Annotated in this window: 17 protein-coding genes; 13 read left to right on the top strand and 4 right to left on the bottom strand. The window is 37.4% G+C overall.

Features of this window, described 5'->3' with window-relative positions; translation table 11 throughout:
- Positions 1–22 precede the first annotated feature (22 nt).
- Both ACFINL_RS06915 and ACFINL_RS06910 read left to right on the top strand, forming a co-directional pair.
- Complete coding sequence (locus ACFINL_RS06915; protein WP_375612167.1) at positions 23–712, top strand: nitroreductase; 690 nt, start codon at positions 23–25, stop codon at positions 710–712.
- Between the two features lie 340 nt (positions 713–1,052).
- Positions 1,053–2,444, top strand: a complete 1,392-nt coding sequence (locus ACFINL_RS06910) for an L-serine ammonia-lyase (protein ID WP_375612116.1) — start codon at positions 1,053–1,055, stop codon at positions 2,442–2,444.
- A 1,833-nt stretch (positions 2,445–4,277) separates the two neighbouring features.
- Here ACFINL_RS06910 and ACFINL_RS06905 read toward each other — a convergent pair.
- Positions 4,278–4,556, bottom strand: a complete 279-nt coding sequence (locus tag ACFINL_RS06905) for a hypothetical protein (RefSeq protein WP_375612117.1) — start codon at positions 4,554–4,556, stop codon at positions 4,278–4,280.
- Between the two features lie 32 nt (positions 4,557–4,588).
- Positions 4,589–5,938 carry a D-alanyl-D-alanine carboxypeptidase gene (locus ACFINL_RS06900; RefSeq protein WP_375612118.1) on the bottom strand — a complete coding sequence of 450 codons (1,350 nt, stop codon included), beginning with the start codon at positions 5,936–5,938 and terminating at the stop codon, positions 4,589–4,591.
- A 234-nt stretch (positions 5,939–6,172) separates the two neighbouring features.
- On the opposite strand from ACFINL_RS06900, the gene clpS reads away from it, so the two are divergent.
- Together clpS and clpA are read left to right on the top strand one after the other, a co-directional pair.
- A complete protein-coding gene (gene clpS / locus ACFINL_RS06895; protein ID WP_375612119.1) occupies positions 6,173–6,544 on the top strand; it encodes an ATP-dependent Clp protease adapter ClpS in 372 nt (123 codons plus the stop codon).
- A 6-nt stretch (positions 6,545–6,550) separates the two neighbouring features.
- Complete coding sequence (gene clpA / locus ACFINL_RS06890) at positions 6,551–8,902, top strand: ATP-dependent Clp protease ATP-binding subunit ClpA (protein ID WP_375651205.1); 2,352 nt, start codon at positions 6,551–6,553, stop codon at positions 8,900–8,902.
- Positions 8,903–8,909: 7 nt separating this feature from the next.
- Here the strand turns inward: clpA and ACFINL_RS06885 are convergent, their stop codons facing one another.
- Positions 8,910–9,332, bottom strand: a complete 423-nt coding sequence (locus ACFINL_RS06885) for an HIT family protein (protein ID WP_375607220.1) — start codon at positions 9,330–9,332, stop codon at positions 8,910–8,912.
- Positions 9,333–9,466: 134 nt separating this feature from the next.
- Positions 9,467–9,928: a RidA family protein gene (locus tag ACFINL_RS06880; protein ID WP_375607219.1), complete on the bottom strand. Its 462-nt coding sequence runs from the start codon at positions 9,926–9,928 to the stop codon at positions 9,467–9,469.
- A gap of 145 nt (positions 9,929–10,073) precedes the next feature.
- On the opposite strand from ACFINL_RS06880, the gene ACFINL_RS06875 reads away from it, so the two are divergent.
- The 9 genes from ACFINL_RS06875 to lpxD all read left to right on the top strand — a co-directional run bounded on the left by ACFINL_RS06875 (position 10,074) and on the right by lpxD (position 20,779).
- Positions 10,074–10,910 (top strand): cell envelope integrity EipB family protein, encoded by an 837-nt coding sequence (locus ACFINL_RS06875; protein WP_273790664.1) that lies wholly within the window; start codon positions 10,074–10,076, stop codon positions 10,908–10,910.
- A gap of 167 nt (positions 10,911–11,077) precedes the next feature.
- Positions 11,078–11,857, top strand: a complete 780-nt coding sequence (rpsB, locus tag ACFINL_RS06870) for a 30S ribosomal protein S2 (RefSeq protein ID WP_273788135.1) — start codon at positions 11,078–11,080, stop codon at positions 11,855–11,857.
- 102 nt (positions 11,858–11,959) lie between these two features.
- Positions 11,960–12,883 (top strand): translation elongation factor Ts, encoded by a 924-nt coding sequence (tsf, locus tag ACFINL_RS06865; RefSeq protein ID WP_375630041.1) that lies wholly within the window; start codon positions 11,960–11,962, stop codon positions 12,881–12,883.
- Between the two features lie 156 nt (positions 12,884–13,039).
- A complete protein-coding gene (gene pyrH, locus ACFINL_RS06860) occupies positions 13,040–13,759 on the top strand; it encodes a UMP kinase (RefSeq protein WP_273790666.1) in 720 nt (239 codons plus the stop codon).
- 37 nt (positions 13,760–13,796) lie between these two features.
- Complete coding sequence (gene frr / locus ACFINL_RS06855; protein WP_273790667.1) at positions 13,797–14,357, top strand: ribosome recycling factor; 561 nt, start codon at positions 13,797–13,799, stop codon at positions 14,355–14,357.
- A gap of 731 nt (positions 14,358–15,088) precedes the next feature.
- Positions 15,089–15,904, top strand: coding sequence for a phosphatidate cytidylyltransferase (locus ACFINL_RS06850; RefSeq protein ID WP_375651203.1), 816 nt, complete (start codon positions 15,089–15,091; stop codon positions 15,902–15,904).
- 15 nt (positions 15,905–15,919) lie between these two features.
- A complete protein-coding gene (locus tag ACFINL_RS06845) occupies positions 15,920–17,068 on the top strand; it encodes an RIP metalloprotease (protein WP_375651201.1) in 1,149 nt (382 codons plus the stop codon).
- Between the two features lie 202 nt (positions 17,069–17,270).
- Positions 17,271–19,667, top strand: a complete 2,397-nt coding sequence (gene bamA, locus ACFINL_RS06840; RefSeq protein WP_375612126.1) for an outer membrane protein assembly factor BamA — start codon at positions 17,271–17,273, stop codon at positions 19,665–19,667.
- Between the two features lie 65 nt (positions 19,668–19,732).
- Positions 19,733–20,779, top strand: coding sequence for a UDP-3-O-(3-hydroxymyristoyl)glucosamine N-acyltransferase (gene lpxD, locus ACFINL_RS06835; protein ID WP_375612127.1), 1,047 nt, complete (start codon positions 19,733–19,735; stop codon positions 20,777–20,779).

Here is a 20,779-nt window from a genome sequence, read left to right as displayed (position 1 = left end):
TTTCATAAAGAAAGTAAAAACAATGACAGTTTCTCCTATGAGTGTTTTTCAATCTATATTGTCACGAAAGTCAATTCGCGCTTTTACTGATCAGCCAGTTAGTTTGGAAACAATCAAAGAAATCTTAAAACTTGCAGCACGTGCACCATCTGGAACAAATATTCAGCCATGGCAAGTAATTGTGCTTACAGGAAGTGTATTACAGAAAGTAGGGCAAGAGCTTTCACAACTTGTGCTTTCAGGTGTAAAAGGAGAGCGTGAATATAGTTATTATCCACGTCAGTGGCGTGAGCCCTATATTTCAAGGCGTCGAAAAGTTGGTTTGGATCTTTATCAGAGTCTTGGAATTCAAAAAGGTGATGAAGAAAAAATACTTCATCAAAAGGCGCGAAATTTTTTATTTTTTGATGCACCTGTAGGACTCTTATTTACAATGGATCACGACATGGAAATGGGGAGTTGGCTTGATTTGGGTATGTTTATGCAGACCATTATGTTAGCTGCACGTGGATTTGGATTAGATACCTGTCCTCAAGCTGCTTTTGCTGATTATCATAAACAGATTCGTACGCTTTTATCTATTCCTTCTGATCGCCATATTATCTGTGGTATGGCACTTGGTTATCGCGATATGAGTGCTCCAGAAAACAATTTTGAGACAGAACGAGAATCGTTAGAAAAATTTGTACGTTTCATTGAAACATACCCATAAAATATTTTATACAATTAAGCATATGTTTTGAAGAACTTAGTGCATTATGAAAAATATTTCCGATAAGATTTCTCATCCTTATTGAATTTTAATATTGCATATTAACACTTATTTTACTACGTTTGGAACATTGGGAGTGGTGACTCTAGGGGCATTGTCCGTTTTAAAGGTTGGCTAATGGAAAACACTATAGAAAGAAAGTGTTGGGTGGTAGCAAGACGAGCGACATTCGTGTTTATTGTTGTCATTTTTTTAGTTTATCTCGCAATTTGATTTTAAACGGAAGAAACGTTATGAAAAAGCATATATGCTCAAGCTGTACTATAGTTTAAGGTGATACGTGTTTCTATCTGTTTTTGAACTTTTTAAAATTGGGATTGGTCCTTCTAGCTCACATACGATGGGACCAATGACTGCTGCTAATATGTTTTTGCAAAAGATAGGAGATTTTTCTCAGTCGTCTGATGTTCAAGTTTCTCGTATACGTGTTTATCTTTATGGTTCTTTAGCTTTCACGGGTATTGGTCATGCAACAGATAGAGCTATCATATTAGGACTTTTAGGAGAAAAAGCTTCTACTGTTGATCCTGATAGCATGGGGTTTTTGTTAGAAAAAGTTATACGTGAAAAAAAAGTGCAACCAGAAGGTCATCCCGCTTATCAGTTTGATGTGCAACGTGATCTTATTTTTGAACGAAAGCAAATCCTCCCTGGACATACAAATGGACTAGCCTTTGAAGGACTTGATACTGATGGGAATGTTCTGTTGCGGCAGATTTATTATTCTATCGGTGGTGGCTTTGTTGTGACTGAGGATGAATTAAGCCATATGAATGATAATATACAACCAGAAGCATTTGAGGTACCATATCCATTCGATTCTGCTTGTACAATGTTATCAATGGCAGAAAAATCAGGACTTTCAATTGCTGAAATGAAGCGCTTAAATGAAGAAACAAAGATAGAGCGTTTTTCTCTTGATGTAGGGCTTGATGAAATTTTTTCAGCGATGACAAATTGCATTGATAGAGGTCTTTCACAAGAAGGTGAGTTGCCTGGTGGATTGCGTGTTCTAAGGCGCGCTAAAAAGCTGCATGAAACGCTTTTGGAAAAACAAAAGAAAAATTACAATTATCCACTTTGGGCAAATGATTGGCTTTCGGTATATGCTATAGCAGTCAATGAGGAAAATGCAGCGGGTGGTCGTGTTGTTACAGCACCAACAAATGGAGCAGCCGGTGTCGTCCCAGCCGTTTTGCGTTATTATCTTCAGTTTAATGATGATTCAGATCGAGAGGGAATACATAATTTTCTATTAACGGCAGCAGCTATAGGCGGTGTTATCAAACATAATGCCTCTATTTCTGGTGCAGAAGTTGGGTGTCAAGGTGAAGTTGGAACGGCATCTTCAATGGCCGCAGCAGGGTTGACCGCAGCGTTAGGTGGAACACCAGCTCAAATTGAAAATGCGGCAGAAATTGCGCTTGAACATCACTTGGGAATGACATGTGATCCTGTTGCAGGTCTTGTACAAGTGCCTTGTATTGAGCGTAATGCAATGGGAGCTGTTAAGGCGGTAACGGCTTCTTCTCTTGCATTATATGGTAATGGAGATCATTTTGTTTCTCTTGATGCTTGTATAGAAACAATGCGCCAGACTGGTCATGATATGAGTGAACGCTATAAAGAGACAAGTAAAGGTGGTCTTGCAGTCAATGCGATATCTTGTTAAGAGCTGGAACATTTTTCAATCCATAACTGGACTTTTTGGAGAGAGATCGTATTTCCTAATAAAGCTTATGTTTTTTGTTCCTTATAAATCAAAATTCCACTTTAATGCAGCAGTAGTTTGAAATAAATCTGAGATGATTCAGTGTTTTCTTAACGAATAATAGGTGTTGCATGCAAGCTTGGAGGGGAGAGTGTTGTACATCTGTTTGATTTGTCTCTAAAGTGGGGAAAAAGTGTAATTTGGAAAAAATAAGAAAGCGTAAAGTAAAATTAGTGATCAATCTGCCATTATTTTTAGCTGGGTTTTATGGCTTTAAAAAGTTTCCATAGCCATATATCTTTTAAGTAATGGAAGATTATGCCTGAGTATCCAAGGAAAATTTGTTTTAAGTCTGAATAATTATGATGAAGAAAGTAGAATTTTAAAGGTTTTAATTTTTTAAAAGTGAAGTTTTTTTCTACCTAGTATGGTAAAAAATGCCTTGAAAAAAAAACACTAATTTACAATAATTAAGAGATATATTGGAAATATCTTTTTTATTTATAAATTTTGTACCGACAAAAAAATTAAAATAAATAATAACGTATACATTAAGAAATATTTATAAAAATTCTCATGAGAATAGAATGCACACGATAGAACATTGTTGTGTTACGCGTTCGTGAGTTCGTTTTAAAAAAATATCTCTCAGGCCTCCCCCCAAGCTCATTTCGCGATGGCACCTGTGAATGATATAACGGTAAATCCATTGAGCTGTCTCTATCTTTATGCTTAATAAAAAGAAGTACGCTGGCATGGTTACACACTTTACCAGAGCCCCCCTCTGTACAGGGGGACTAAAGCACTTGGCATTTGAAACGGTTCATTATAGGCATTTTTAGTCTTTTTGGGACAGTTTCACGCTACACACTAATCTCGCTCATAACATGCAAGAGACGGTTTTGATTGATTCAACATAAACAGATTTTAAATGAGAGAATCTTACGATATTCGAGATTCTCATCTAACAAACAAAATAATTAATTATCTTTATAAATCAGTATCTTGCATATGAATAATATAATGTAAGTTTTCCATGAATGGTATAAAATCTATAGAGTATTAGCATCTTTATTTATAAAGGGAGAAAACCAGCACTATCATCCTTTTTTTCAACTTTCAATATTACAAAAGATCCTAGTACTTGAAATGATTCATAAGGGATACTTTGATTCCTTTTGTAAATGCTTTATATGTCAATTTTGCTCGTGATGAGCAAGCGAGCGATTTTGACTGATTCAATATAAGAAGTAAAATAAGAGTATTTTACGAAAATCTCTTGTTCAATATGCAAAAAATAAATTATAATTATAAATTAAAATCTTATGGAAATCGTTATCATAATATTTAATCTGATAATTTATTTACGTTTTTTCATCGATAGTATTTGTATTTTCCAATTTTCTGTGCCTGTTGACATAAATACAAGTAAGAGAAGTGAGATTGTTTTTTTTTACAGCGTTTATGTTGTATAGGGAGCGTTATTAAGAGGGATTTTCTTTATTGAACTTTTACAATAATCCCACCAAATGATAAGCTTTCATCTAATGAAGCTATTCATTTTTTCCAGAAAGATATCAAGGATAATTTTTTATATTAAATCCAAAAGTGGAAAAATATTGGGTATTTTTATGTCCTTAACAATGTTTTATTGAAAGCTTGAAGATATTGGATAGTTGGAAAAGCTGTCAGAAAATTCAACAATTTAAGAAAAAAGTATGTTTATCAAAAGGTTTTCTGAGGCTGTAGATAATGGTTAATAATAAAATAATTTTTTAGAGAGGGTCTGTAGAATTAAATATTTGTTGCTCCTAAACGGATTTTAATAGGCACATTACCAGTTTGGCTCGCAACGCGTAAATGAATGCGTACAGGAGGCATTATGAGACGACGGTTGCGCATTGTTTGGCAAATGAGAAGGTTAACAAGAGACTGTGTATCTAATGCAGTCGAATTATATTTTAAACCAGTAAGTTTTGCGGCAGCATCGTGAAGAGAACGCAATGAAAGGAGGGATGATTGCTTCAATAAAACTTCTTTTTTATGGAATGAAGCAAAAGCATTATCTGTCATAATACTATCCTTAACGCAGAATTCAAAAATTTTTAGTAGGCTACAGTATAGCAGTTAAAATTTGCTTTCTTTAATGTAGAGCAAGCATCAAATGCAGCTTTTTTTGATTGAAACCCTGTAAAGCGCGCTCGGTAATAACGCTGCCCATTTTTTTCAAACAGTTGCATATGTGAAGATGCGTTCTTTAAAGTGGAAAAAGCTGTATTTTTTGCTTTTAAAAGTAGAGTTTTTGCTTGTTCTTCACTAGGAAGAGAACCAATTTGGATCGCCCATCCGGCATTTTCGGACAAAGAGACTGTTACAATTTTATGAGTCTCAGCCGGTATAGTTTTTTGAGGATTCGGTATTGGTATAATTACCTTATTGACAGCCGTTATTGCGATATTGGAGTTTTTAGGTTGTTCTGCAAATGCTGTCAACATAGTCGAAATTTCATCGTCAAAATTACTTGAATCAGCTTTAATGGTCGGTATAGGAGTATTGGCCCCAGTGGGTAAGTGATAGCGTACAGAAGCTATTAAACGTTCACCACTTTTCATTTGGCTTGCTTTGGGCAAATATTGATTCAATAAGCTAGCCATATGCTCGTCACGTGCAGTAGATGATTTACCTCCCATAACAACAGCGACAATAGAGCGCCCCTCAAGACGCATCGAAGTTGCTAAATTAGAACCTGACATTTGTGTGTAGCCTGTTTTAATTCCATCGACACCTTTCATTATTTTAATAAGTTTATTGTGGCTGTTAATTTTATGTCCACGGAAATTAAAACTTTTTGTTTTGAACAATTTATATTGTTTGGGAAAATGTTTACGTAAAGCTAATGACAAAGTCGCTATATCTCGTGCTGTAGAATAATTGCGCACATCCGGAAGTCCTGAAGCATTTGCGAAATGTGTATGTTTCATGCCAAGTTTACGAGCTTTTACTGTCATCATTTGAGCGAATTTTTTTTCACTACCTCCAAGATATTCTGCAATGGCAGCAGCAACATCATTTGCGGACCTTGTAATGAGTGCTTTAGCTGCTGATTCTGCAGAAATTGTTTGGCCTGCTTTAAATCCAATTTTTGTCGGTGGACGCATTGCTGCATAATGTGAAACAGGAATTGGTGTATTTGGTGTCACACGACGCATCTGCATAGCTTCAAAGAGTAAGTACAATGTCATCATTTTTGTTAAAGAAGCAGGATAACGTTTCAGTGTTGCATTGGCTTGAAATAAAGTTTTTCCCGTAGTAGCATCTATAACAATAGCCGCATACTTATCAGGATAGGCCCCTTGAGGTGTGGCGGATGCCCAACAGTAAGAAAAAGCTAACATAACAAAAGAAATTGCTATTGTTTTACAGTAGCGCATAATTTTTTGATAATTAATATACACTTGCAGTATCCTATTTCTCCATTTATCCTCAAAAACTTCTATAAAGCTTCCTTTTCTGTAATTTATTGATGCAGTTTAGACGAATGGTATTACTAATTTGTTTACAGAAGTTATTTTATGAGTGAGTGATTGAAGTCTAACCATAGAGGGAAATTTTTTTCTAATACAAACAGGTATTGCAATAGTTATGAAAGAATTTAAAATTAATAAAAATGTACTGCATGGAAAACGATAATGGGACAGATGCTCATAATAAACTCTATAGCTCATATTATGCATAATGAAAAGGGCAAGAATTGGGATGAAGGTAGGCATGGTGCAGTTATAATGCCTAAGGCTAGAGAAAAACTCGAAAAACCTAAATTATGTCGCGTTTTTTTGCTTAATGATGATTACACACCTATGGATTTTGTTGTTTTCGTTTTGAAGAACTTTTTTAAAAAAAGTTTCGAAGAGGCAACGCGGATAATGTTAAATGTTCATCACAATGGGATAGGAGAATGTGGGACTTACACTTATGAAGTCGCTGAAATGAAAATATTACAAGTGAGGGAATGTGCGCGTCAAAATGAACATCCGTTACAATGTGTAATGGAATGGAAGTGAGGAGCTATGCCATCTTTTACACCTAGTCTTGAAGAGGTTTTGCATCGTGCATTAACAATTGCTACTCAAGCACGGCATGAATATGCAACACTAGAGCATCTTCTACTTGCGCTGTTAGATGATGCCGATGCAAATTCCGTTATTCAGGCTTGCCAAGTAGATGTGGAGGAATTGCGAGAGCGCTTAACCAATTATCTTCGCTCAGAGTTAGATGAACAGATTAGAGCTGATGAGGATACAAAGCCTACAGCTTTTTTCCAGCGTGTTATCCAACGTGCGGTGATTCATGCACAATCAGCTGGAAAAGATGAAGTATCGGGGGCAAATGTTCTTGTTGCAATTTTTTCTGAACGTGAAAGCCATGCAGCATATTTTCTTCAAGAGATGGGAATGACACGCTACGATGCTGTACGTTTTATTTCACAGGGTGTCACGCGTGATGATGGGTTATCCATGTTACTTGAAGGACTTGAAGAGCAATTAGATCAGCAGATTTCGGATAATGGTGAAAGAGGAACAAGTGCTTTAACGAATTATTGTGTTGATCTCAATTGTAAAGCACGTAATGGAAAAATTGATTTATTAATTGGCCGTGAAATGGAAATTTCACGCATGATACAGATTTTATGTCGAAGGTCGAAAAACAATCCGCTTTTGGTTGGTGATCCTGGAGTGGGGAAAACCGCTATAATTGAGGGATTGGCAAAACGCATTGTTGATGGGCAAGTACCTGAAGTTTTATCAAATGCAACAATATTTTCTCTTGATATGGGGGGACTTGTTGCAGGTACACGTTATCGCGGTGATTTTGAAGAACGCTTAAAGCAAGTTATTAAAGAGTTTGAGCTATATCCAGATGCTATTTTATTTATTGATGAAATTCATACCTTAATTGGAGCAGGAGCGACATTAGGGGGAAATATGGATGCAGCAAATCTTTTGAAACCTGTATTATCTTCTGGAACTATGCGATGTATTGGTTCGACGACTTATAGAGAATATCGCAAATTCTTTGAACAAGATCGTGCTTTAGAGCGTCGTTTTCAGAAGATTGATATTAATGAACCTTCTGTTACAGATGCGATTAAGATTTTGCAAGGGATGAAGCCTTACTTTGAAGATTTTCATCAGATTAAATATACAGATCAGGCGATGAAGGCATCTGTAGAATTATCTTCACGTTATATAATTGATCGTAGGTTACCTGACAAAGCAATTGATATTATTGATGAAAGTGGCGCAGCGCAAAAGCTTTTGCCACAAAAACAACGCAAGAAGAGTATAGGTGTTAAAGAAATTGAAGCGACTGTTGCTACAATTGCAAGAATTCCACCAAAAACAGTTTCCCGGAATGATCAGAAGATACTGAGTAAGCTTGAAAGAGAACTCAAACATGTTGTTTATGGTCAAGATCAGGCAATTTCCATCTTAGTTTCATCCATAAAATTGGCGCGAGCAGGTTTACGCGAATCGGATAAACCAATAGGAAGTTATTTATTTTCAGGACCAACAGGTGTAGGAAAAACTGAAGTTGCAAAACAGCTTGCATCATCTTTAGGCATTGAATTATTGCGTTTTGATATGTCAGAATATATGGAACGGCATACGGTAGCACGTTTAATCGGAGCACCTCCAGGTTATATAGGGTTTGATCAAGGAGGTCTCCTTACAGATGCCGTTGATCAGAAACCTCACGCAGTTCTATTGCTAGATGAGATTGAGAAAGCGCATCCAGAGTTATTTAATATTTTATTGCAGGTAATGGATTATGGTAGATTAACAGACCATAATGGTAAGAAAATTGATTTCCGCAATGTTATTTTGATTATGACAACCAATGCTGGTGCTTCAGATATGGCAAAATCAGCTATTGGATTTGGGAAAGTACATCGTGATGGTGAGGATATAGAAGCAATCAATCGGTTATTTACACCAGAATTTCGTAATCGGTTAGATGCAATTATTCCGTTTGCACCTTTATCTCATTTAATCATCAATCAGATAGTGCAAAAATTTATTTTTCAGCTTGAAGCACAATTAGCTGATCGAGGAATTTGTTTTGAATTAAGCCCTTCTGCAACTTTATGGCTTTCTAATAAAGGATATGATTCTCAGATGGGAGCACGCCCATTAGGGCGTGTTATACAAGAATATATTAAAAAGCCATTAGCTGATGAAATTTTATTTGGAAAGTTACGCAATGGTGGTACCGTTCGCGTATTGACACAAAAATCAAATGGTAAAAAAGAAAGCTTACAGTTAGAAATTTCATCTTCCGATATATCTGTAAGTTCAAAGAAAAGTAAAATGGAAAACTTTACAAAAAAACGTGTAGGAAAAAAAAGCACAACAACTTAAGAGTGTGTTATAAAGCTGCACGAATTTTTTTTGCATTCTCCTCAAGTATTTCTGGAGGCGTTACCATATCATTATGAGGGGTAAGCTCTATTCCCTCCATACGTGGTATAATATGAAAATGAAGGTGATAGACGGTTTGTTGACTAGCTGCTTCATTAAATTGCATGACAGTTATGCCATCTGCTTGAAAGGCTTTTTTGACAGCATTTGCAATTTTTTGAACAGCTTTAATAACAGGAAATAATGTTTCAGGATCTGCATCAAGTAAGTTTCTAGAGCCTTTTTTAGGAATGACCAGCGTATGACCTGGTGCCTGTGGCATGATATCCATAAATCCAATAACATCATCATCTTCGTAGACCCGAACAGAAGGGATTTCATTGCGAATCAATTTAGCAAAAATATTGTTATTGTCATAAGCTTGTTTCATACAAATATTTCCTTTTATCGTAAGTTTAAGATTCTAATTTAAAAACGAAAAAATGCAAGGTTTATCAGAGTGTAAGACAAAGAAGTATTTTGACTTCAGTTATATTTAGGATAATGCACTGTCTTAATGAAGGTTTAGATTTCTATGATGGCTTCAACTTCTACAGGAACATCCATAGGAAGAGAGGCAACACCAATAGCAGAACGGGCGTGTTTTCCAATTTCACCAAGGATATTGACGAATAAATTAGAAGCTCCATTGGCAACAAAAGGAATATCGGTAAAATGAGAATCTACAGCCACAAAAACAGTAATTTTGACCACACGTTTTATTTTATTTAAGTCACCCAGAGTTGCCTTGAGTTGCGCGAGAATATTGAGAGCGCAAGCTTCAGATGCTTTTTGGGCTTGTTCGGTATTCACAGTTGCACCAACTTTACCGATGGCTATTGGTTTTCCATTAATAAGAGGGAGTTGTCCAGAAATAAAGAGTTGATTGCCACTTTGTGAAGTGGTGATGTAATTGGCAAGGGGGGAGATTACTTCAGGAAGAGTGATTCCGAATTTTTCTAAGTTTTTTTCAATCATATTGGTCATAATTTTAACTCCATAGCTGCTTTATAATATATTCATTGCATAATCTATTTTTTGATTTAAGAAAATGTGTGGTTAATTGAGAAATTAGCCTTTTTTGCCTTATTGTATGATGTTATGCAACGGGGATAAAGTTCGGAAGTTGGGAATGATTAGATCATTATTTATAATAATTTTATATATTGTTTTTTTATGTACTGCGAGAGCTGAAGAGCCCATTTTTATTGTGCCTCATCGAGCAATTTATGATTTTCATCTCGATAGTGTTTCTCATGAAATGACAATTTCTGCGATGTCAGGACGAATGGTTTACGAGCTTACTGGTTCGGCATGCCAAGGCTATAGCACACGTTTTCGTTTCATTAGCCGTGTTCACATTGAAGATATGCCAGTACGTTTGACTGATCAACAGACGACGAGTTATGAGACAGGAGACAGCCGTACATTTCGTTTTAATATCACAGATCAAGAGGGAGAAGAGGTTGTGCATCGTGCCGAGGGGGTTGCAGAGCGTACTCAAGATGGTATTACAGTTACCTTAAAAAAGCCAAAGGAAAAAGAGTATAAGCTTGCAATGGCTGAATTTCCAATAATGCAACTAAAAAATATTATCCGCCATGCAAAAGCAGGAGATCATTTTTACAATGTTACTGTATTTGATGGGACAAATAAAGCAGATAAAGTTATAAAAGAAAGTATCGTCATAGGGGAAAAGAAGACGCTTTTATCTGATAGCGAAACGGAAAAAGTAAGAAAATTGGATGAAGAAGAATATTGGCCTGTTACAATTTCTTATTTTGATGATGGAGAAAATAAAGATGGTTTGCCGGTTTATCGTAGCAGTTTTCTCTTACATGAGAATGGTGTCATGCGTGATCTTCATATAGATTATGGAACTTTTTCAGTGCGTGCAAAATTGAACAGTCTCGAATTCTTGGAACTTGGAAAAGATCTTAATCAATGCGAAAATGCAAATATTAAATGATTAAAGAAAATAACTTGAAAAAGAATCAAATATTAGTATGTTTGCGCTATTCCACACGCGGAGTCTGGGTGTTTGCAAATGATCTGTGAGAAACTTCTAGCAAGCATCCGCCGGTAGCAGGTCTTCCTGCTTTTTCCGCGGAGGTTGAACCGGAAAGGATAAGATTTATGGCACTACCCGATTTTACTATGCACCAGCTTTTAGAAGCCGGTGTGCATTTTGGTCACCAGACTCATCGCTGGAATCCCAAAATGACTCCCTATATTTATGGCCAGCGTAATAATATCCATATTATTGACCTTGCTCAGACCGTTCCACTTTTACACCAAGCACTTAAACTTGTTTCAGATACTGTAGCGCGTGGTGGTCGTATTCTCTTTGTTGGTACGAAACGGCAAGCATCTGACATTATCGCAGATGCGGCGAATCGTTCCGCTCAGTATTACGTTAATGCACGTTGGCTTGGCGGCATGCTCACAAACTGGAAAACGATTTCCAATTCGATCCATCGTTTGCGGAAGCTTGACAAAATTCTTGCTGCTGAAGCGCAAGGCTTTACTAAAAAGGAACGTTTAAATCTTGAACGTGATCGTGAAAAGCTTAATCGTGCGCTTGGTGGTATTAAAGATATGGGTTCTGTTCCAGATCTTATCTTTGTTATCGATACGAATAAAGAAAATATTGCACTCCAAGAAGCAAAGCGTTTAGGTATTCCAGTGATTGCTATTATTGATACCAATTGTGATCCCGATGACGTAACACATCCAATACCAGGTAATGACGATGCTTCACGTGCAATTTCTCTTTATTGCGATCTTTTTGCCCGTGCTGCTCTTGATGGTATTGCACGCCAGCAAGGAGCAATGGGTATCGATTTAGGAGCTCAAGTTGATGCACCTGTGGAGCCTATTTTGGAAGAAAATGCAGTTTCAGAAGTTTCTGAATAATATAAAATGCCTAATTAAGGTACTTTTATTGTCTAAAGAAGAAGTTATAGGCGTGCAGAGGGATTTTGCACGCTTTCACTGTTATAAAATAAAGAGGCAAATATGAGCATTACTGCTGCACAAGTAAAAGAACTTCGAGAACTATCTGGCGCTGGTATGATGGACTGTAAAGCCGCCCTAGCAGAGACCAATGGTGATATGGAAGCTGCTGTTGATTGGCTTCGTAAAAAAGGAATAGCTAAAGCAGATAAAAAGGCTGGTCGTACAGCAGCTGAGGGATTAATCGGAGTCGTATCAAAAGATTCACATGCAGTTTTGGTTGAGATTAATTCTGAAACAGATTTTGTTGCGCGCAATGATGGATTCCAAGACATCGTGCGTAAAGTAGCAACTGCTGCCTTAGATACGCCAGGGGATGTTGAATCTGTTTCTGTTTCTCTTTATCCAGGTTCTGAGAAGACTGTAGAGCTTACGATTAAAGATGCAATTGGTACAATTGGCGAAAATATGACATTTCGTCGTTCCGCTAAATTGTCTGTTGAGAATGGTGTTGTTGCGACTTATATACACAATAGTGTGGCTGATGGGCTTGGGAAACTTGGTGTTTTGGTTGCGATTGAAACAACAGGAAATAAAGAGGCTGCTCTTGCTTTTGGTCGGCAGGTCGCGATGCATATTGCGGCAACCAATCCATTAGCACTTACAGCACAAGATGTTGATGCTGCTGCTGTTGAGCGAGAAAAAGCAATTTTTTCAGATCAAGCGCGTCAGTCTGGAAAACCTGAAAATATCATTGAAAAAATGGTAGAAGGACGTATGCGTAAGTTTTTTGAAGAGGTTGTTTTGCTTTCTCAAGCTTTTGTTATGAATCCTGATATAACTGTTGAGGCCGCTTTAAAGGATGCTGAGAAATCAATTGGTGCTCCAGCAAAAATTACAGGCTTTATTCGTTTTGCATTAGGTGAAGGTGTGGAAAAAGAGGAGTCTGATTTTGCTGCAGAGGTTGCTGCTGCTGTAAAAGGCTAGTTATTGCAAACTCTTGAACAGAGATTTAAAGTCATATCGTTGGTTGTAGAATCTCTGAGGGGAACAATGTAATTGTTGAGAGGGCGTCACGTGAAAAAAGTGGTGCCCTTCGTGGTGTCAAAAGCGAAAATAAATGTGCTTTTGGGGAGATTATGAATGGCATTAGCACTTCCGTATAAACGTATTCTTTTAAAGGCTTCTGGTGAAGCTCTTATGGGAGGGCAGAATTTTGGCATTGATGTTTCTGTTGTAGACCGTATTGCCGCTGATATTGCAGAAGTGCGCACAATGGGGATAGAAGTTGCGGTTGTTATCGGTGGGGGAAATATTTTTCGTGGCGTTGCTGTTGCTTCGCATGGTGGGGACCGAGTGACAGGTGATCATATGGGAATGCTTGCAACTGCTATTAACTCTTTAGCATTGCGAACATCTTTGACAAAATTAGGGGTTGAAACTGTTGTACTCTCTGCGATTGCTATGCCACAAATTTGTGAAAGCTTCTCGCAACGTAAAGCAATAGCTTATATGAATCAGGGAAAAGTTGTTATTTTTGCAGGTGGTACAGGAAATCCATTTTTTACCACTGATTCTGCTGCTACTTTACGTGCAGCAGAAATTGGTGCGGATGTCCTTCTTAAAGGAACACAAGTTGATGGTATTTATTCAGCAGATCCAAAAATAGACCCTACGGCTAAGCGTTTTGACCAATTAACACATGTTGAAGTTTTGCAATGGGGATTATCTGTTATGGATTCAACGGCGGTCACTTTAGCACGTGAGAACAATGTACCGATTATTGTGTATTCCATTCATGAAAAAGGCGGTTTGGCTAAGGTCTTGAATGGAACAGGACGCTTTACAATAGTATCGGAATAAGGGTAAGCTTCAAAGGACAATTGAAGGAGACAGAAATATGAATGTTACATCAATTATGGATGATCTGAAACGTCGCATGGATGGTGCCATTACGGCTTTTAAACATGAATTAGGTGGTTTGCGGACTGGACGTGCATCGGCCAGCTTATTAGAGCCGTTGACCGTTGAATCTTATGGTTCTGTTGTGCATATAAATCAGGTTGCTAATATTTCTGTTCCCGAACCTCGGATGCTTTCTGTTTCTGTATGGGATAAAACGATGGTCGGAGCTGTAGAGCGCGCTATTCGCGATTCTGGTCTTGGTTTAAATCCCATAACTGATGGTACGAATCTACGTATTCCTTTGCCTGAATTGAATGAAGAGCGCCGTAAAGAACTTGTAAAAATTGCGCATCACTATGCAGAGCAAGCGCGTGTTGCTACACGTCATGTTCGTCGGGATGGTCTGGACAATTTGAAAAAGTTAGAAAAAGATGGTGAAATTGGACAAGATGAAGCCCATAGTTTGTCTGAAAAAGTTCAAAAACTCACAGATGAAACTATTGCTGATATTGATAAAATTTTAGCCGTAAAAGAATCTGAAATTATGCACGTTTAAGACGATTTTGTCACTAGAAAAAGGATGTTTACTCCCAGCCTGTAAATTGTTTCTAGGGAAATTGTAGGGAGTGGTGTGCTCTGTGGTAGCAAGGTGTGATGCAGGAAGGTATTCTATCATTTTGATATGGGAGAGACTGATTTGAAAGGGCAGATGTTTTTATTTTTTAGTCTGCGTGGTAAATCATGCCCTTTGCTGGGAGATACTATTTAACAGCATGGTGTGGTTTTTTAGTTGAGCACGTCTTTGTTAAAATGCATAATGAAAGCATTGTTAGAAATTACTCAAATATTCTAAGATGAAGGTTGGGGAAAGAATATAATGTAAAAAAACAAGCCTAACCGTTCTCTTATTTCTCATTATAAAACATGGTAAGTATAATCGATCAAGCAGATGTTATGTGGCGTAATTCGTTTTTTAATGACGAATAGTTGATAGAAAAGTGTTTTTATACGAAACCTATATTAGTTAATTTGTGTGGGGCAGAGGTAACTGCTTTTTCATTTTATATTTGAGAAAATATTAAAAAATATTTTATAATTTTGACGAAGATTTTTGAAGCTGTTTTCATTGATTATTAGTCTCATAAGCGCTATCTTAGTAGACTGAATTATTTATGATAAATTATAAGAGAAATTATACAGGTATGAGATAAAAATACTGCGTAGGGGAGTTTTTCTTGCGTTAATTTTAGAGCTTGTATTTTCTATTTTTATTGTTTGGATGTTGTTTTGTCTAATTTGGTTTATCGTATTCTGACAGCTTTTGTTTTTGGCATTATTGCGTTGTATCTAACATGGTTGGGAGGAAACCTCTTTTTTTTATTTGTATGGTGTATTGGCGGTTTTGTTCTTTATGAGTGGGTGAGTATTACTAAAGAGAAATGGTGTATTTTACAAAAAATATTAGCAAGTATCTTTTATTTAATTTTTGGCTTTTTTTTAGTATTGAGTGTATCTGCTTCATTGATTTTTTGTGTTTTAATCATTTTAGCTACAGTGTTAGCTATTATATCTATAAAAAAGAGTGGTTGGGTTTTTTCTGGTTTTTTATATGCATCTTTTCCTGTTGTTGCTTTATGCTTTCTACGGGATCATGAAATGTTGGGGTTCCAAGTTGTTATTTTCTTATTTACGATAGTGTGGGGAACAGATATTGGTGGCTATTTTATCGGACGTGCATTAGGGGGGCCTAAATTAGCACCACAATTTTCTCCTAATAAAACATGGTCAGGAGCACTTGGTGGTACATTTGTCGGAGTTTTCGGTGGTATATGGGTCGCTTTTGGATTTTTTGATATAAATTTAGCCAGTTTTTTTGTGCCACTCCTTACACTTGTTTTGTCAATTGTTTCACAATTGAGTGATTTAGGGCAATCATGGCTCAAAAGACGGTTTTCTGTTAAAGATTCTAGTTCTTTATTGCCTGGACATGGTGGTTTTATGGATCGTATAGATGGATTGGTAGGGGCAGCTTTTCTTCTTTATTTAATTGGTTCATTTATGTCTGATATGGATGCGCCTTTTAATCTTTTTAGTATGATCTAATTGGGAGAAGATAGTTTGGAACTTTTAAATCATATCGTCACTATGGGTGATTTTCTTTTAAGAAGTTTGAGTATTCTTTTCATCATTATGATTATCATTTTTGTGCACGAATTTGGGCACTATCTCATTGGTCGGTGGTGTGGTATTAAGGCGTTAATTTTTTCGCTTGGATTTGGACCAGAAATAGCGAGTTATACAGATAAGCATGGCACGAAGTGGCGTTTAGCACTTATCCCCTTAGGAGGTTATGTAAAATTTGTTGGGGATGAGGAAAAAATCGATACGGAATCATCCCAATCATCTCTGATTGTTGATGGTTCATTTGCTAGTGCGCATGCTTGGAAAAAAGCAGCAACTGTTTTTGCCGGTCCTTTCTTTAATGCCCTTTTTACTGTTGTTATTCTAACATTTTTTTTCTTTATCTATGGTCGTGTAGCCATTGAGCCCGTTGTTGGTTCTTTGGTAAAAGATAGCCCTGCTCTTCAATCCGGTTTGGAATTAGGTGATCGTTTTGTTGAAATGGATGGACGACGGGTTGAAAGCTTTGAAGATTTGATGAATTATGTAGCTTTTCACGGAAGAGAACCCATAGAGTTTAAAATAGAACGCATGGGGCGAGTCTTTACAACGATGATTACCCCGAAAGTCGTTGAGCGAGATGATGGATTTGGTAATCGAACACGAAGTGCTATGATAGGTGTAGGTGTTCCTGTTGATTTAAATAATCCTGCACGTTTAGATCCAACTTATATAAAACATATTCGCTATGGTTTTGTAACAGCTGTAAGAAAAGCGTCAGACCGTACTGTGTTTATCGCCACTCAAACCGTTCTTTTTATGAGTCGTTTAATAGGAGGCAAAGAGGATCGTTGTCGGCTAAGTGGACCTTCTAAAACCGTTAAAATTGCTTGGAAAGTGAGCGAGACAGGTTTTATCTCTTTGTTGAATTTGGCAGCTTTTCTTTCAATAAGTGTTGGGCTTATTAACCTTTTTCCGATTCTACCGCTTGACGGTGGGCATCTTTTATTGCATGTCATTGAGGTCATTACTGGGAGGAAAATATCTGCTAAAATTCAGGGAATCGTTTTTCGTTTAGGTTTTTTCATTCTTCTCCTTTTTATGATCTTTGTCTTTTTTAATGATTATTTTTGTTGGTTTAGCTAATTAAATTATGGAAAACGCTTTATAAATTAAGTAATAATAGCAAAAACAAATTGAAGGTTGTTTACCATGTCTACAAAATGTTGTGGCGTTGTACATTATAATGAGTAATTAAGGAATGAAAAGTCTCGCTGTAAAAAGGTTGTTATGGCAGTTAGCTTTTAAGGCATCATGTCCAAGGAACGAGAGTAAGGTAAAAAAGCCAATGACTACGAATTCAAAGTTTTTAAATGCAGCATCTGTATTGGTGTTAAAGATGGGGATGATTGCCCCAGCAACGGTTTTTATGTCAATTGCTGCGGTCGGAGAAATACAAGCGTCTGTAGTCCGCTCTATTGAGGTTCGTGGGAATAAGTTTGTAAGTTCTCAGGCGATTCGAGACAATATGGGGATTAAGGTTGGGCAAGGTGTTTCCAGTGGTGATGTTGATAGTGCTGTGAAGAACCTTTTCGAATTGGGTTTATTTTATGATGTTAAAATAAATCCGGTGGGTGATAAATTGGTTGTATTCGTAAAAGAATATGAGGTTGTCAATCAAATATTGTTTCAAGGAAATAAATCTTTTAAAGACCCAGATCTTAAGCGGTTTATTTCTTTAAAACCGAATGAGCCTTTTAATTCTGCTAAGCTTTCTGCTGATATAAATACAATTCGTGAGGCTTATAAAACTCTTGGTCGTAATAATATCACTGTTAACGTTCAAACGATTAACCTTGGAAAAGGGCGGGTTAATGTGGTATTTAATGTCGTTGAAGGGAAAAAAACAAAGATTGGTGATATCACTTTTAAGGGAAATAATGTCTTTGGAAGTCGTCGTTTGCGTGATGTGATTTCAACAAAAACTTCAGGAATTTTTTCGAAGTTGTTGGGAGGTGATGTTTACAGTGAAGAGCGCCTCGCTGTTGATGAAGAAGCTTTACGTCGCTTTTATTATAACCGTGGTTATGCAGATTTTCGTGTAGTCTCTTCTAAAGCAACTTTTGATGCAGCAAGCAATACGTATAAAATTTCTTTCGTTCTTGATGAGGGTGCGCTCTATAAAATTAGCGATATTCAGGTTGAAAGTGATGTTGATGGAATTGACGTTCAATCTGTGAAAAGGATGCTTAAAACCCAGCCAGGTAATGTTTATAGTGCAGAAGATATTGAACAGTCTGTTGCAACTATTAATAACAAAGTTGCTGATTCGGGATATGCTTTTGCTAAAGTTGAACCGCGGGGAAATCGTAATTTAGCAAATCATACAATTTCAATTTTATATAATATTGAACGGGGTACACGTGCTTATATTCAACGTATTGATATACGTGGCAATGAGAAAACGCGTGATTACGTCATTCGCCGTGAGATTGATTTAAACGAAGGAGATGCTTACAATCAAACTTTATTACAGCGGGCAAAACGTCGTCTAGAAAGTTTAGGTTTCTTCAAAGCCGTTAATATTTCAATGGTTCCTACAGATCAATCTGACCAAGTTGTTTTGGTAATAGATGTCGTTGAAGCTTCAACAGGAGATCTCTCTCTTTCTGGAGGGTATACAACAGGGGGAACAAGTCCTGGTATGTCACTTGAAGTTTCTGTTACTGAACGTAATCTTGGGGGACGTGGTCAATATGTTCGTTTAGGATTAGGTGCGGGGCAAGAAAAATCTCGTAATTATAATTTATCATTTGTTGATCCTTATTTCTTAGGGTATCGTTTATCTGCTGGTGTTGATGTTTTTCGTAGTACTTATCGTGCTGATAAAGCCTATGATGTACGGCAGACAGGTGGATCTCTGCGGTTTTCGTTACCTATTAATAATCAATTATCTGCTAATGTAGCTTATTCTTATGTGCAGGAAGAATATGATTTTGGCGGAGAGTATGATTTTGACAAAGAGAGTGACATAATAGAATTATATGGGAAATATTCTGGTGCGATTGTTCAAGCTGCAAAACACAGCCCTTGGAAACGTTCATCAATTAGTTATGGTTTCACCTATAATACGATTGATGATATGAGATCCCCCCATGATGGGTGGTACGTGCATCTGCTTCAGGAATATGCAGGGCTTGGTGGGAGTGCAAAGTTCTTGAAGACCACGGGTAAGGCGATGATGTACAAGACTCTTTCTGACCAGAAGGATATCGTTGGTTTGCTTTCCTTTGGGGGTGGTTATATCCACGGAATGGGCCGAGATGGTGTTCGTATTTTCGATATGTTTAAAGTAAATTCTGATATGATTCGAGGGTTCAAATATAATGGAATAGGTCCGCGTCAGGTTTCCAGTAAGGGTGAGGTTTATTTCTTGGGGGGAACGACATATATGAATGCGACTGCTGAAGTACAGTTCCCTATCCCTGTCGTGCCTGAGGGATTTGGGTTGCGCGGTGCTTTATTTGCGGATATTGCCACGCTTTATGGCAATAATTATAAAGCCGTTTTTAAGGGTGAACCGTCTGTTACCAATACCAAAAGTGCTTGGCGTTCATCTGCAGGTGTGAGTTTGATGTGGGATTCTCCGTTTGGTCCTTTGCGTTTTGATTATGCTTGGCCAATAACGAAACAGGAAGGTGATCGTGTGCAACAATTGAACTTTGGTATTTCTACGAAGTTCTGATTTGAGCGATTTTAAGAAGGAAAAACTTGAAGAGAATAGCTTAAGCTGGGAGAGAAAGTGTTTTGATGGCGGATACATTTTTTTTTACGCCGTCCCGACGATTGACAGTTGCAAATGCTGCTGAGTTGACGGGTGCAAAGCTTCTTAATCCAGAGTTTTCTCATAAAGTTATCAATACTCTTTCTTCACTTGAGAGTGCTGTGGAAGGTTCGCTTGTTTTTGTAGAGCATCGGAAGTTTTCTGATGCTTTACTGGACAGTTCTGCTGTTGCTGTTTTGTGTACGAATGAGATTGTTTTTAAAGTTCCCGAAACTATGGCAATTTTGGTGACATCCACACCACAGCGTGACTTTGCTCAGATTGGTCGTATTTTGTTTCCAGATTCTGTCAAGCCAATGCCTTGGTTGGGGCAGAAGGGGATTTCATCGCATGCGCATATTCATCCAACGGCTAAGTTGGCACATGATGTGTGTATTGAAGCGGGAGCTGTTATTGGTAAAAATGTTGAGATTGGTGCAGGAACTCTTATTTCATCCACAGCTGTTATCGGTGAAAATTGCCGTATTGGATGTGACTGCTATATTGCTCCTAAGGTAACAGTTCAGTGTTCTATAATAGGTGATAAGGTTCAGCTTTATCCTGGTGTTTGCATTGGGCAAGATGGTTTTGGTTATGTTGGGGGCGTTTCTGGAATCGAGAAAATTCCACAGCTTGGTCGCGTTATTATTGAGGATGGTGTAGAAGTTGGTGCGAACACGACAATTGATCGTGGAACATTTCAAGATACTGTTATTGGTGAAGGAAGCAAGATTGATAATCTTGTACAAATTGCCCACAATGTCAAAATTGGACGCTATTGTCTTATTGCCGCTCAATGTGGCATTGCGGGAAGTACATCTATAGGGGATATGTCTCAGCTTGGCGGAAGTGTGGGAGTAGCGGATCACATCATAATAGGTAAATCTGTTCAGATTGCTGCTCGTAGTGGTGTTATGAATGACATTCCGGATGGCGAAAAATGGGGAGGTAGTCCAGCGCGACCATTTAAACAATGGTTTCGTGAAGTAGCGGCATTGCGCAGTATGGGAAAAGTTAAAAAGGAGAAACGCTGA

It is taken from the genome of Bartonella sp. AA78NXGY, from assembly GCF_042197005.1.
Taxonomy (GTDB): domain Bacteria; phylum Pseudomonadota; class Alphaproteobacteria; order Rhizobiales; family Rhizobiaceae; genus Bartonella.
Note: the sequence above shows the minus strand (reverse complement) of the source record. Positions and strands in the feature narration are given on the sequence as shown.

Bases quoted from the DNA above. Each gene is read 5' to 3' on its own strand.
- ACFINL_RS06915 (WP_375612167.1), top strand. From the start codon at position 23: ATGACAGTTTCTCCTATGAGTGTTTTTCAATCTATATTGTCACGAAAG.
- ACFINL_RS06905 (WP_375612117.1), bottom strand. From the start codon at position 4,556: ATGACAGATAATGCTTTTGCTTCATTCCATAAAAAAGAAGTTTTATTG.
- clpS (WP_375612119.1), top strand. From the start codon at position 6,173: ATGGGACAGATGCTCATAATAAACTCTATAGCTCATATTATGCATAAT.
- clpA (WP_375651205.1), top strand. From the start codon at position 6,551: ATGCCATCTTTTACACCTAGTCTTGAAGAGGTTTTGCATCGTGCATTA.
- ACFINL_RS06885 (WP_375607220.1), bottom strand. From the start codon at position 9,332: ATGAAACAAGCTTATGACAATAACAATATTTTTGCTAAATTGATTCGC.
- ACFINL_RS06880 (WP_375607219.1), bottom strand. From the start codon at position 9,928: ATGACCAATATGATTGAAAAAAACTTAGAAAAATTCGGAATCACTCTT.
- ACFINL_RS06875 (WP_273790664.1), top strand. From the start codon at position 10,074: ATGATTAGATCATTATTTATAATAATTTTATATATTGTTTTTTTATGT.
- rpsB (WP_273788135.1), top strand. From the start codon at position 11,078: ATGGCACTACCCGATTTTACTATGCACCAGCTTTTAGAAGCCGGTGTG.
- tsf (WP_375630041.1), top strand. From the start codon at position 11,960: ATGAGCATTACTGCTGCACAAGTAAAAGAACTTCGAGAACTATCTGGC.
- pyrH (WP_273790666.1), top strand. From the start codon at position 13,040: ATGGCATTAGCACTTCCGTATAAACGTATTCTTTTAAAGGCTTCTGGT.
- frr (WP_273790667.1), top strand. From the start codon at position 13,797: ATGAATGTTACATCAATTATGGATGATCTGAAACGTCGCATGGATGGT.
- bamA (WP_375612126.1), top strand. From the start codon at position 17,271: ATGACTACGAATTCAAAGTTTTTAAATGCAGCATCTGTATTGGTGTTA.
- lpxD (WP_375612127.1), top strand. From the start codon at position 19,733: ATGGCGGATACATTTTTTTTTACGCCGTCCCGACGATTGACAGTTGCA.